At 68.0% G+C, this 13,078-nt stretch carries 12 protein-coding genes; 6 read left to right on the top strand and 6 right to left on the bottom strand.

Going from position 1 to position 13,078, the window contains the following annotated elements:
• Positions 1 to 91 precede the first annotated feature (91 nt).
• Complete coding sequence (locus tag ACFVTD_RS05870; protein WP_387559475.1) at positions 92 to 484, top strand: TfoX/Sxy family protein; 393 nt, start codon at positions 92 to 94, stop codon at positions 482 to 484.
• Between the two features lie 2 nt (positions 485 to 486).
• Positions 487 to 1,749: a flavin-containing monooxygenase gene (locus tag ACFVTD_RS05865; protein ID WP_387559472.1), complete on the top strand. Its 1,263-nt coding sequence runs from the start codon at positions 487 to 489 to the stop codon at positions 1,747 to 1,749.
• 104 nt (positions 1,750 to 1,853) lie between these two features.
• On the opposite strand, the gene ACFVTD_RS05860 is transcribed toward ACFVTD_RS05865, so the two are convergent.
• The gene (locus ACFVTD_RS05860; RefSeq protein WP_387559470.1) at positions 1,854 to 2,558 is read right to left on the bottom strand and encodes a hypothetical protein; all 705 of its coding nucleotides are present in this window, start codon (positions 2,556 to 2,558) and stop codon (positions 1,854 to 1,856) included.
• Positions 2,559 to 2,874: 316 nt separating this feature from the next.
• Between ACFVTD_RS05860 and ACFVTD_RS05855 the strand changes: the two genes are divergently transcribed.
• The 3 genes from ACFVTD_RS05855 (at position 2,875) to ACFVTD_RS05845 (ending at position 4,537) form a co-directional block, all read left to right on the top strand.
• A complete protein-coding gene (locus ACFVTD_RS05855; protein WP_387559467.1) occupies positions 2,875 to 3,411 on the top strand; it encodes a hypothetical protein in 537 nt (178 codons plus the stop codon).
• 23 nt (positions 3,412 to 3,434) lie between these two features.
• On the top strand, positions 3,435 to 3,773 hold the full coding sequence (locus tag ACFVTD_RS05850) for a hypothetical protein (RefSeq protein WP_387559464.1): 339 nt from the start codon (positions 3,435 to 3,437) through the stop codon (positions 3,771 to 3,773).
• Positions 3,774 to 3,850: 77 nt separating this feature from the next.
• Positions 3,851 to 4,537, top strand: coding sequence for a response regulator (locus ACFVTD_RS05845; RefSeq protein ID WP_387559461.1), 687 nt, complete (start codon positions 3,851 to 3,853; stop codon positions 4,535 to 4,537).
• A 31-nt stretch (positions 4,538 to 4,568) separates the two neighbouring features.
• Here the strand turns inward: ACFVTD_RS05845 and ACFVTD_RS05840 are convergent, their stop codons facing one another.
• From ACFVTD_RS05840 to ACFVTD_RS05820, 5 genes are all read right to left on the bottom strand, one after another.
• On the bottom strand, positions 4,569 to 6,248 hold the full coding sequence (locus ACFVTD_RS05840; protein WP_387559458.1) for a GAF domain-containing sensor histidine kinase: 1,680 nt from the start codon (positions 6,246 to 6,248) through the stop codon (positions 4,569 to 4,571).
• A gap of 115 nt (positions 6,249 to 6,363) precedes the next feature.
• Positions 6,364 to 9,090, bottom strand: coding sequence for a magnesium-translocating P-type ATPase (gene mgtA, locus ACFVTD_RS05835; protein ID WP_387559455.1), 2,727 nt, complete (start codon positions 9,088 to 9,090; stop codon positions 6,364 to 6,366).
• 97 nt (positions 9,091 to 9,187) lie between these two features.
• Positions 9,188 to 9,499 carry an alpha/beta fold hydrolase gene (locus ACFVTD_RS05830; RefSeq protein ID WP_387559452.1) on the bottom strand — a complete coding sequence of 104 codons (312 nt, stop codon included), beginning with the start codon at positions 9,497 to 9,499 and terminating at the stop codon, positions 9,188 to 9,190.
• 15 nt (positions 9,500 to 9,514) lie between these two features.
• Complete coding sequence (locus ACFVTD_RS05825) at positions 9,515 to 10,156, bottom strand: class I SAM-dependent methyltransferase (protein ID WP_387559450.1); 642 nt, start codon at positions 10,154 to 10,156, stop codon at positions 9,515 to 9,517.
• Between the two features lie 41 nt (positions 10,157 to 10,197).
• Entirely contained in the window at positions 10,198 to 10,905 is a 708-nt protein-coding gene (locus ACFVTD_RS05820; protein WP_387559447.1) for a hypothetical protein, read from the bottom strand.
• A gap of 469 nt (positions 10,906 to 11,374) precedes the next feature.
• Between ACFVTD_RS05820 and ACFVTD_RS05815 the strand changes: the two genes are divergently transcribed.
• Positions 11,375 to 13,078 (top strand): S8 family serine peptidase (locus ACFVTD_RS05815; protein ID WP_387559444.1); only part of this gene is annotated, 1,704 nt, incomplete at its 3' end.

Raw genomic sequence — 13,078 nt, 5'->3', positions numbered from 1 at the left:
CCTCCGTCAACGGCCCCTCGACCCCACCGCCAAACGGGCATATCCTGCATCCAGATCCTGCCGACAAACCCTGCCAACGGGAGGCAAAGCCATGGAGATGCCCAAGGCAACGGAGGAAGAAAAAGAGCGGTTCCGCCGCGTGGTCCCCGACCATCCCGGGGTGGTGGTCAAGCCGATGTTCGGCAACCTGGGGGCGTTCGTCAACGGCAACATGTTCGCCGGGCTGTTCGGGTCCACCATTGGCGTGAAGCTCTCCCGCGAAGACAAGGAGCTGCTGGAGTCCTCCGAACGGACCGTGCCGTTTGGACCCGCTGAGAGGCCCATGGGCGGCTACACCGGCCTGCCAGAGGTGTGGAATGAAGAGGGCGACGGCGACGACACCCGGGCGCGGGCATGGGCCGAAAAGGCGCTGGCCTACGTCGGCTCCCTCCCGGCCAAGGAGCCCAAGGCGCCGAAGGCCCGGGCACCCCGGAGGGCCCGGTAACCATGTCCGCCCCCGCTGTTTCCCGCGAGGCGACCAACACAGTGGTGGTGGGCGCCGGCCAGGCGGGCCTGGCCACCAGCTACTGGCTGGCGCAGCGCGGCGTTGAGCACGTGGTCCTCGAACGCCGGAACGCACTGGGCGGGGCCTGGCAGGACCGGTGGGACTCCTTCTACCTGAACACGCCCAACTTCTCGGTTGCGGTGCCCGGAAAGTCCTATGACGGACCCGAACCGGACGGCTTCATCTCCCGGGATGCCACCATCGATTTCTTCCGCCGCTACGCCCAGGACATCAACGCCCCGGTTCGGCTGCGCACAGAAGTCACCAGGATTTCGCCCACGGATACCGGCTTCGCCGTGGAGACTGGCCAGGGCAGCTGGTCCGCCCGCAACGTTGTCCTGGCCAGTGGCGCGTTCCAGCGCCCGCGCATGCCGGCCGCCGTCGGCATCTCCCCCGGGGTCCTCCAAGTGCACAGCCATGAGTACCGAAGCCCCGCCCAACTGCCGGACGGCGCGGTGCTGGTGGTGGGGACGGGGCAGTCCGGCGGGCAGATCACCGAGGATCTGCTCGACGCCGGGCGGACCGTGCACCTGTCGGTTTCCTCGTGCCCCGAGGCGCCCCGGCGGTACCGCGGCCAGGACATCTTCCACTGGATCATGGCGGTGAACATCCACGGACCCGAGTATGGAATCAACGCGCTCCAGGTGCATGGCCTCCCTTCCCCGGCCGGGCGGTTCCTGTGCAACCCGCTCGTCTCCGGCAACGGGGGCGGCCACAGCGTGCACCTGCGGGAACTGGGGCGCCGCGGCGTCCGCCTGCACGGCCGGTTTGAGGGAATGGACGCGGGCGCGTTGGTCTTCACCGACGACCTTCCCCAGCGCCTGGCCCTGGTGGAAGCCGGGTTCCGGCAGCGGCTCGGGGCGCTGTCCGACGCATACATCAAGGCAGCCGGGCTGGACGCCCCGGAAGCCGACGTTCCGGAGGAGGACCACTGGCTGCCTGCGGAAACCGGCGCCCGCCTGGACCTGGCTGCCGAAGGGATAACGTCCGTGATTTGGTGCACCGGTTACGGCCTGGACTTCGCCATGCTGGACCTTCCCCTCCTGGATGAGTGGGGCTACCCCCGCCACGCCAAGGGCGTCACCGAGCACCCGGGCCTGTACGCCGTCGGGCTCCCCTGGCTGACGCGGCACATCTCCGCCACCCTGGTGGGCGTGGGTCCGGACGCCGAGTTCGTAACCGAACACCTGGCGGCGCGCGGCTGACAGGCCTCCCCGGATGGTCTTTCCCCGCCGAACCGTACCGCGAGACCCTGCATCAATATCTCCGTGGATACGGTGGTGATGGCCATCTCCCAGGGCCAGTCCGCTCAACTTGCCCGTGGGCCGGGTCCGTGGGCCTTCTGCCGTCCGTCGCGGTGGGCGAGGTAGGCGTAGACCATGAGGGCGAGCCCCGCGAGGATCATCACCGCTGGGAAGGCGACGTCCATCGGGATGAGCACCGCCGTCGCCTGGAGGACGAAGATCAGGCCCATGACGGCGAGGATGCCGGCCGGGATCAACGGCCATCTCATCCGTTCGGCGCTGCCGCCGGCGTGGTCCGCGGCATGGACCGGGACCACCGACAGCACCCCGAAGGTTGCGGCCAGTCCGAGGAAGAGGACGGCGGCGGTGGGCGTGCCCTGCAGTTGCGGCGGGAGGGCCACGATGAGCGCCAGCGTGAACATGACGCCGGAAGGGATCAGGGCCCACCAAGTGGTGCGTTCGCGCACGAAGACGGCTGCGAAGCCGGCCCCCATGAAGAGGAACAGGAGAGCGGCGCCCCAGGCACCCCCTGTGAGCTGCGTGGCGGTGACCACCGCTGCAAGGCCAAGGAACACGGACCCGGGGATGGCCGCCCACCAGTTCTCCCGGCGGCGGACGAAGAGGGACAGGAACAGAACCCCCACGGCCGCGAAGATCAGCGGTGCCGTGAAAGCGGCAGTGTCCATGACGCCCAGCCGGTCAAGGAGCAACAGCACGCCCAGGGCAATGAGGATCACGCCTGCGATGACGCTGGTGTTTGCAGATTTCACCGTGTGCCTCCCGGTTCCGGCAGGCGGCCGTGCACCGCGCTGCCTATTTCAGGCTAGGGCGGCCAGTAAGCCCGAAAACAGGGCATTAAGCCCCCGTCCCCCGTGGTCGTTCCGGGGATCCCCGGCGATGACGGGACTTTCAGCCCTATAGCTGGGGCTGGGACGCTTGGCATTCTGGTGAGGGCAGCATCCGGGTCTCCACAGTGCGGGGCCGGGGCGGCCCGTCGAACCCCAGTGACTTTCCGCCGGAGGCATCCGCAGGGATGCCCGCCGGCGTGCAGCCGCATCCGGCCGGCTGGATTTTGAAAGGACCGGCATGTCCGCTGACATCCTCACGTTCCCTCCCGCCCGATTGCCGCAGGCAGAAGCAGCGCGCCGGCGCGCAATGCTCCTCCACCCTTCCAATTTCCTCCCGGAATCAGCTCCTTCCGGTGACACGGGGAAGGAAGCTGAAGGGCTCGCTGTCCGTTTCGATTCCCTCTGCCGGCACTTCCTGGACCAGGGAGTGCCGGCGGACCAGGCCCGGACAGAGGTGGCACGGACGGCAGCACGGGACATTTGGGACGGACTCGCCTCCCAGTTGCGCGGCCACCGGGCAGCAGGCCGGCAGCTCGACGCCAATGTCGTGGCCGTGGCCCTTGCCTCGATCCAGTGCATGAACATCGCGCTGCCACGGCGCCCGGAAGACCTCGATCACGCTGCCCGCACCGTCAGCACCGCCAGGCGCCGGCTCCAGTACAACGGTGGCCTCCTGGACCGCCTGCACCCGCACCGGAACCCGGCGTTCTATGATGCCGTGGCCACGCTCCAGGCGCTGGAGGTATTCCTCGCACCCCAAAAGAAGGCCGCCTAAGACGGGACGGGGTGGTCAGGAACATGTCAACCGAGGACGAATACAGGGCAGTGTACGGCGGCGACTACCCGCCTGCAGGCCTGGGCTCCGCGGCCGGGCTGGGCGACGGCGGGTGCAATGCCATTTCCCGGGATAACGGCGGGCTGGTGGGCCGCTGGAGTTCATGGGAAACTGCCAGCGTAGCGCTGAACCGGCTCCAGGAGCTTGGCGGGCGGTATGAATACCGCCTGGAGAAGTCCCACGAATGGGTGGCCGGTCCGGAACACAACATCATCTGCGCTGTCTGCAGCATCCCCCGGGAGGCTCCGGCAACTACTGTCACAGCGCTGGGAATGGAGTGGCCACAAGTGCTGGATGAATAAAAATGTGGTTCCTTCCGGAGGGGCGGCTGCAGGGAGAGGGCAGCCGGGAAGGGCGTCGAACCGATGAGAGTGTCTAGATGAACACACCTGCAGAACCCCCCGAAGAGGCTGCGTTCCCCGCCCTGCCCGTCCGGGTGTTCATCCTCAATGACCACGAGATGGTCCGCCGTGGCCTGGCCGACCTGCTCGAGCACGCCGGATTCGATGTTGTTGGCGAAAGCGGTTCCGCTGCCGAATCCAGCCGGCTGATCCATATCCTGCAGCCGGACATCGTTGTGCTCGATGACAGGCTGCCGGACGGCACGGGCATTGAGGTGTGCCGTGACCTGCGCTCCAGTTCACCCGACATTGGCTGTGTGATCCTCACCAGCTGGGACGAGCAGCACGCAATCCGGGCGGCCGTCCTGGCGGGGGCTTCGGGCTATGTGCTCAAGCGGATCGGAAACAACGACGCATTGATCAACTGCATCCGGAGCACGGCAGCAGGGATCGCCCCGATCGGCCCCGGTATCAGGGAGCGGGTTGCAGAGGGCCTTTATGCAACCGCTTCCGCCCCTTGGCTGAAGGCGATGACCCGGACGGAAAGGAAGGTACTTGGCCTGATGGCGCGGGGACTGACCAACCGGCAGATCGGCCAGGAGATGGTGCTGTCCGATTCGGCCGTTGCGTCAAGCGTCTCCTCCGTGCTCCACAAACTGGGCTTCCGCAGGCGCGGCCACCTGATCCCCACGCCGATACCGCGCGCGTGGGAACTCCTGCACTGACACGAGTACTCGTCGCAGCCGGTGGACAGCCTCAGCCGCCGGTGGGCGCCTTCCATGTCACGCTGGTGCCTTTGCCGGGGACGCTGTCAATGATGCACTCACCGCCCAGGCGGGTAGCCCGGTTCTTCATGTTGGTCAGCCCGCTGACCCGTTCAGGATCCTTGAACCCGCGCCCGGTGTCCCGGACGTTGAGGACCACCTCGCCGTCCTGCGCGGCCAGCACGATGGCGATGTCCTCCGAACCGGAGTGCCTGACGGCGTTACTGACGCTTTCGTAGAGCACGCGTAAAAGCTGTTCGGCCACTTCGTCGTCCACGGCGTCGTCAACCGGCCCGGACAGCTGGATCCTGGGGAGGAAGCCGGAAGCGTTGGCGGCTTCCTGGACGGCGCGCAGCACACGGCCGCTGAGAAGTTCCTTATCGGGTTTACGGGCTTGCAGGGAGTAGATAGTGTCCCGGAGCTGGTGGATGCAGTCATCAAGTTCGGCGGTGATTCCGGCGATGCGCCGTTCATGGGCCGGCGGATCCGCGGTGTAGCGGCGCAGCCCCTGGATGCTCAGTCCCGCAGCGAAGAGCCGCTGGATCACCAGGTCGTGTAGGTCCGCCGCGATCCGTTCCCGGTCGATGAACAGTGCGTGCTCTTCGCGCAGCTGGTTAGCCTTGAGCAGGTCCAGCGTCAGGCCTATCCGGGAGGCAAATATTGCACTCTGCTCGCCGTCCACATCGGTATACCTTGCTCCGCCAACGGCGCGGGCAAGGATGAGGACGCTGTCGCGGTGGCCGTCACTGTTGCTGCCCAGGGCGGCCACCAGGACGGGTCCCAGTTTTTCCGCCGACGTCGGGTCGAAGACCAGGCCCGGATCGGTCAGGAGTTTGGACTCCCCCGTTTCCAGGACCTCCGACAGGACGGCAGCTGCGGGAAGTTCCTGCCCGCGGGGCATGGACTGGGCGCCCACCGACGTCCGGCACCTGATGGTTCCGTCCGGTCCCACCGAGGCGATCAGGGACAGGACCGAGGAAGAAGCGTTGAGGGCGCGTTCGGCGATCATGTCCAGGTTCTCGGTGTCCGACCGCGGCTGGTCCTTCAGGCGGTCGCTGACTTCCATGCCCGCTTCCAGCCAGCGCTGGCGGCGCCTGCTGTCATCGAACAGCTTTGCGTTCTGGATGGCCACCCCGGCGGCGGCCGCCAGGGCAACCGCCAGGTCCTCGTCCTCCCCCGTGAAATCCTGGCCACCGATCTTTTCCGTCAGGTACAGGTTCCCGAACACCTCGTTACGGACCCGGACCGGGACGCCCAGGAAGGTGCTCATGGGCGGGTGGTTGGGGGGAAACCCCACTGCGATAGGGTGTTCGCCCAGGTCGTGGAGCCGCAGGGGCTTGGGTTCCCGGATCAGCTGGCCCAGCACGCCGTGGCCGGTGGGCAGGTCGCCGATCACCCGGACGCCTTCTTCATCAATGCCCACGGTAATAAAGTGGCTCAGTTGCTGGTCGTCACCGATGACGCCCAGGGCCCCGTACCGCGCCCCGACAAGTTCGCACGCAGACTGCACCAGGCGGTCCAGTACTGCCTCCAGGCTCAGGTCCTCCGTCATGGAAACGACTGCACCGAGCAGCCCCTCAACGTGTTCCTGTGCCCGGACAAGATCATCCGCCCGCTCCACGAACTCCCGCAGGAGTTCCCGGGTCCGCCGCCTGATAGGTTCACGCCACATGTAAATACGCTCCGAAATCGAACGCATCCACGGCGGGCTGCCTCACCCCGGATCCGATAAATGAAAGCCCCCAGCGTCCCTTACACCATGCTAACAAGCCGCGGCGCCGCGCGCCCTAAAGGTTACGGATGGGCCTGCCCCGCCGCGCCCCGCGTCCCCCCGGTGCGCGTCCCCGGGCAGCAGGAACCGGGAGTGGACGCACCCTGACGGGGATGCTGAACCGGAAAGCGCGCCGGGAAATGTGGTGGGTGGCGTGCCGCCGCTGCACCGGCGACGGTGCAGCCGGCAGCTGCTGGGCGTCCCGGGCGAAAAACCACTGCTTGGCGAACTCCACCAGCACCAGGTACACCACCACCATGCCCAGCAGCGCCAGGAAGAACGGGACCGGGAGCGGGTCGAAGCCCAGTACCCCGGCCAGGGGCGAGAGCGGCAGGAAAACCCCCAGTGCCACCACTCCCAAGGACGCTGCCAGCAGGCCCTTGGACGGCCGGCTGCGCAGGAACGGAACCCGGCGGGTGCGGATGGCGAAGATGATCAGCGTCTGGGTGGCGATGGATTCGATGAACCAGCCGGCCCGGAATTCCCCGGGAGCTGCGGTGAACACGAACAGCATGAGGGCGAACGTGGCGAAGTCGAACAGCGAACTGATGGGCCCGAAGAGGAGCATGAACCGGCGGATGAACGCGATGTTCCAGTGCGATGGCGCCCGCAGTTGTTCCTTGTCCACGCGGTCCCCCGGGATGGCCAGCTGCCCGGAATCGTAGAGCAGGTTGTTGAGCAGGATCTGGCCCGGCAGCATGGGCAGGAAACTGAGGACCACCGACGCCGTGGCCGCGCTGAACATGTTGCCGAAGTTACTGGACGTGCCCATCAGCACGTATTTGATGGTGTTCGCGAAAATCCGCCGCCCCTCCATCACACCGTCCGCCAGGACGCCCAGGTCCTTGTCCAGGAGGACGACGTCGGCCGCATCCTTGGCGACGTCCGTTGCGGTGTCGACGGAGATCCCAATGTCCGCCTTGTGCAGTGCCAGGGCATCGTTCACGCCGTCGCCCATGAACCCCACCGCACCGCCGCTCTGCCGCAGGAGGGTGATGATCCGCGCCTTCTGTTCCGGCGAGACGCGGGCGAAGATCGTGGCCTTGCGGGCGGCGGCGGCGAGGTCGGCGTCGGACATTCCTTCAACCTGGGCCCCCGTCAGCGTGCCGCCGGAAATCACGTCCAGGTCCGCGCACACGCGCTCGGCCACCTTGGCGTTGTCCCCGGTGGCGAGTTTCACCGAGATGCCCAGGGCCTCCAGCCGGTCCAGCGACTGCCGGGCGTTGGCCTTGGGCCGGTCCAGGAACACCAGGAACCCGGCCAGGGTGAGTCCCTCCTCGTCGGCGGGCGCCAGCCGGGACAGCCCGGGAGCAGGGCGGGTGGCCACGGCAACCACCCGGGCGCCGGCGTCGAACTGTTCATCCAGCAGTGCCTGCGCTGCCGGCGTGATGGCCCCGCACAGGGCCAGGACGTCTTCCGGGGCCCCCTTGGTGACCAGCAGGGCCGGGCCGCCGGTGTCACTGACCAGGGCCGTGGTCCGGCGGCGCTGGTGGTCGAACCCGATCAGGTCCAGCCGCTCGAACCGGGCCGGATCAAACGCTGAGGCACCGGGGCTCTCCCACAGCGCGGCGTCCAGCGGGTTCTGCCCGGCGGAGGAGGCCTTCGCTCCGGCGTAATTCGCCTCGGTGGCCAGCAGCCCCAGGGTGAGGAGGCCGTCGTCGGACATTCCGGCTCCGGCGGGAATCGCGCGCGTGAAGCTGATCTTGCCCTCGGTGAGGGTGCCGGTCTTGTCCGTGACCAGGATGTCCATGTCGCCCAGGTCCTCGATGCACACCAGCCGCTTGACCAGGACTTTGCGCTTGGCAAGCTGGCGGGTCCCGGTGGCCAGGCTGGTGCTGACAACGGCGGGCAGCAGCTGCGGCGTGATGCCCACAGCGATGGCCAGGGAGAACAGCAGCGATTCCAGCAGGGGGCGCTGCAGCAGCAGGTTGGCCACGAAGATCAGCGACGTGAGCACCACGGCCACCTGCAGCAGCAGGAACGAAAACCGTTTGAGGCCCAGCTGGAACTCGGTCTGCGGCTGCCGTTCGCCCAGGCCCAGCGCGATCCGCCCGAACTCCGCCCGGCCGCCGGTGGCCACCACCACGCCGCTGCAGCCGCCGGACTGGACCACGGTGCCCATGAACACGCAGGAGGCGAGGTCGCCCAGGGAGGAGCCGGCGGGGACCGGGGCTGGGTCCTTGGCGGCCGGCTGGGACTCCCCGGTGAGGATGCTTTCGTCGCAGAGGAGGTTGTTGGTGGTGAGCAGGCGGATGTCCGCCGGGACGATCGCGCCGAGGGAAAGATGGACGACGTCGCCGGGCACCAGGGCAGTGACGTCCACTTCCGTGGTGGTCCCGTCCCGCTGGACGGCAGCCTTATGGGTGACGCGGGAGTGCAGCGCCTCGGAGGCGAGCTCCGCGCGGTATTCGTTGGTGAAGCCCAGGCCCACGCTGACCAGGAGGATCACGCCGATGACGACGGAATTGGTGGCGTCGCCCAGGAATAGGGACAACCCTGCGGTAACGATCAGGAGGATCAGGATGGGGCTGGCGAACTGCCTCCCCAGGACTGCCCAGGCGTTGGCCCGGTGCGTGCGGACCGCGTTGGGCCCCAGTTGTTCCAGGCGGGCGGCGGCTTCCCCGCCGGTCAGGCCGCCGGGACCGGAGCCAAGGCGTGCGAGCGTTTGCTCCGCCGCCAGGCTTGCGGCATCGGTGATGGCCAGCTGGAGGGAGCTGCGCTCCCGGACATTCAGGTCTGTCATGCCGATCCGTTCGGACACGTTGGGCTGGGATATTGCCTTTATGGCATTAGGGTACGACGCTCCTCTGACAGCCGCCCGGACAACCTGGGACGCCGCATCAAAGTGCACGCTCCAGCAGCCACGAGGTGACCGTGGTGATGAACTGGGCCGGTGCTGCGGCGTGGACATTGTGCCCTGTGTCCAGCGTGAGCTCGAAGGAATACTCCCCGGGCCGGTCGCTGCCCCCGTGGCCGCGGAGGTCGACGGCGAACACCCGGAAGTCCGGCGCGAGGGCTTCGGCCACCGTTTCCCAGTCGCCTGCGGTGTCGCCCAGGGCATGCAGCAGGACCACCGGGGCCGCATCCGGGTCGCCGCACTCCTGGACGCTGATCTTCACGCCGTCCGCTCCCGGCAGGGTCAGGGTTCTCATGTCGGGGAGCCTACATCAGCCGGGCGGCCCAGGACTGGTGGCCGTTCCAAGGATGTGGGCAAGAGGCGGGTTCAGCTGCTGCACGGCGAAACCGAAGCGCTGGTTGTCCTGGACGGTGAATCCTGCTGCGGTGATGGCAGCCAGGGTGTCCCGGTTGAGGTGGCATCCGCCCATGAACCGCCCCCAAACCGGGGTCAGCACATCCTCTGCCGTGGCCACGACCGGGTGCCTGGACCGGACGTGCTCGTAGTAGGCCAGGGTCCCGCCGGGCTTGAGGACACGGCGGATCTCCGCGAGTACGGCCGCCTGGTCCCTGACGCTGCAGAGGACCAGGCTGGCCACCACGGCGTCGGCGCTGCCGGTTTCCGCAGGGATGTACTCGGCGGCGGCATCAACAACGGTGACGGGGACGGAGGCGGTAGCGGCCGATTCCTGGGCCACGCCTCTCAGGTAGTCATCTGGTTCCAGGGCCAGGACCCGGGTCACCGTGGAGGGGTAGAGGGGAAAGGAGGACCCGGCCCCCGCTCCGATTTCAATCACGGTTCCCCGCAGCCCGGCCAGGATGCTGCGGCGGTGCCCGGCGGCGCCACGGCGGTCCATGCCACCCACCGCGCGGGCGAAAGCGCGGGCGAAGAGCGGGTGCTGCAGGCTGTCCATCCGGTTCCTCCCAAGCGCTACTCCCGGCATACCACCCCTATCTACTTGAGGCTGAGGACCTCGTCAATCGGCCGGCCGTTGACGTACACCTGCGCGCTCGTGGCGCCGGACGCGCTCATGGCGGTGTACTCGAGTTGCGCCTTGGCCCTGGGGATGTCGCAAACGCCACCCAGCATGAACTGCCCGGAAAGCCAGATGCTGATAGTGCTGCCGTTCAGCTCACCGCCCAGGTACGTCAGGCTGGACTGGTACAGCACGTTGATCAGTCCGGACAGGCCTACGTCGCGGCTCTTGTTGGCCAGCAGGGCGTTGATGCTGGGGCCTACCTGGTCCCTGAACGTGACCGGTGCGGTGGTGGTGGCCACAAGGCTGTCGCCGCAGCCGATTTTCGGCCCCGAGAGGCCGTTGTCCCCCACCGCCACGTAGTAGATGGTCAGCGGGGCAGTTTGTTCGGGCAGGCCGGTAGGGGTGGGTTCCTGCGTGGGCTGGGGCTCCTGGGAGGGCGGCGGACTGGCAGGGACGGACGACGGCGGCGGGGCAGCCGGGCTGGTGGGGGCGGCGGAGGTGGTGGGCGGCGGAGTCGGGGTGCCGGTCGCCGTCGTACTTGGACTGGCACTGGCCGCCGGGCTCGCCGGGGGCGCCGGGGAGCTGCTGGTCGGGGACGGGCTGGGCGGGCCGAAGCACCCGGTAAGAATTATCAGGCCACTGAGCCCGAGAACGCTGAGTACTGTATGCCTGGGCCTGGTCATGATGCCCCCTTGAATGTGGGTTCCGCGTCCGTGGGACCCACATTCAAGCTACGCCTGAGGGTTACTCCAGAACAGGGACTAAAGTCCGCGCCGTCAAGGATGCACCAGCACCTTCACCGCGGTGTCCTTGTGGTTGATGAGGTCCAGCCGAGGTGTGGCCGCCGCTTCCGTAACCGGGGAGTTGTAAAATGGCCAGGGCTACACCGTCCGGCGCAACGCCTGCACTGGAGAAAGACCCGGGCTCAGCCGGGGCTCCTGGACAGGACGGGCAGTGTGGACCAGGGAATGGTTTCCGTTTCCGCCGAAAGCTGGGGAACACAAGGGATGTCTGGGGCTACCGAATTAACTGCCGGCCGTTGTACCAGCCGCCGGCCGGCAACACCTGCCTCCTTTGCCGTGCCCGGTACGGCCCGCGGAACCACTCGTGGTTTACTCACCGCAGGATGGATCGGTCACTAGGAGGCCACCCATGTCATTGTCCAAGCGATTCCGTGGCCCCGCCGGCGCGGTGCTGGCCGCTGCTGCTGCCGTGGTGCTGGCGGCGCCGCCGGCCGCGGCGTTCACCCCTGCGGCGCCCACCGCTCCACCACCCCCGCCCACTGCCAGCGTTGACGCCCAGGCGGCCAGCCCCCTGGCCGGTGACGAGGGCCGCTACCTGGTCCGGTTCGCCAAAGGCTCGGACGTGGCCACCGAAGCCCAGTCCCTGCAGGGCCAGGGAGTGCGCATCGGCAGGACCTTCTCCGCCGCCGTCCGGGGAGCCGCGGTCACCGCCACCAAGGCACAGGCGGCGGCCCTGGCCCGCTCGCCCCGGGTTGCCCTGATTGAGCCGGACTTGCCCGTGACGGTTGCCGACACCCAGCAGGCACCGCCCTGGGGCCTGGACCGGATCGACCAGCGCGCGCTCCCGCTCTCCGGCACGTTCACGCCCATGGCCAGCGGCGCCGGCGTCAGCACATACGTCATCGACACCGGGGTCCTGGCGGAAAACGCCGACTTTGGCGGCCGCGTGGCGCCGGGCTGGACCGCCATTGCCGATGGAAGGGGCAGCAGCGACTGCAACGGCCATGGCACGCACGTCGCCGGAATTATTGCCGGGAAGACCTACGGGGTGGCAAAAGCTGCCACCGTGGTCCCGGTACGGGCGCTTGGCTGCGACGGTTCCGGCTTTGACTCCGACGTCATCGCGGGCCTGGATTGGATCGCCTCCCAGCATGCCGCCGGCACCCCCGCAGTGGCCAACCTCAGTATCGGCGGCCCCACCAGCACCACGCTGGATGACGCCATCAGGGGAATCATCAACGACGGCGTCACGGCCGTAGTAGCAGCCGGCAACGCCGCCGTCGACGCCTGCACCACCTCCCCCGCACGGGTACCCGAAGCTTTGACCGTCGCGGCCAGCGATTCCTCGGACCGGCAGGCAGGGTTCTCGAACTACGGGAGCTGCGTTGACATGTACGCGCCGGGGGTGAACATCCAATCCGACTGGGACACCTCCACCACCTCGCTGGCCACGTTGAGCGGCACGTCCATGGCGTCTCCGCACGTTGCCGGTGCTGCGGCGCTTTCGCTGTCGCGGAACCCGCAGCAGACCCCGGCTGCGGTGGCAGCGGACCTGACGGCTGCCGCCACCCAGGGTACTGTCAGCAACGTGTCAGCGGGCACCCCCAACCGCCTGCTGTTCACCGGCCCTACTCTGGGACCGGTTCCGGCCCCGGTGGCAAGGGACTTCACCAGCGACGGCAAGGCCGACCTGCTGGCGCAGGACGGAAATGGAAGCCTGTGGACCTACCCTGGCCAAGGCAATGGCCTGTTCGGCTGGCGGATCAAGGTCGGGGACGGCTGGAACGTCATGACGGCGGTCAGCGCGGCCGGCGACCTCACCGGGGACGGTAAACCCGACCTGGTCGCCCGGGACACCACCGGCGCACTCTGGACGTACCCGGGCCTCGGCAACGGCCTCTTCGGCTGGCGGATCAAGGTCGGGGACGGCTGGAACGTCATGACCTCCATCAGCGCGGCCGGCGACCTCACCGGGGACGGCAAACCCGACCTGATCGCCCGGGACACCGACGGGACCCTCTGGACGTACCCGGGCCTCGGCAACGGCCTCTTCGGCTGGCGGATCAAGGTCGGGGACGGCTGGAACGTCATGACCTCCATCAGCGCGGCCGGG

The organism is Pseudarthrobacter sp. NPDC058119 (genome assembly GCF_042884655.1).
Classification (GTDB): domain Bacteria; phylum Actinomycetota; class Actinomycetes; order Actinomycetales; family Micrococcaceae; genus Arthrobacter.
Note: the sequence above shows the minus strand (reverse complement) of the source record. Positions and strands in the feature narration are given on the sequence as shown.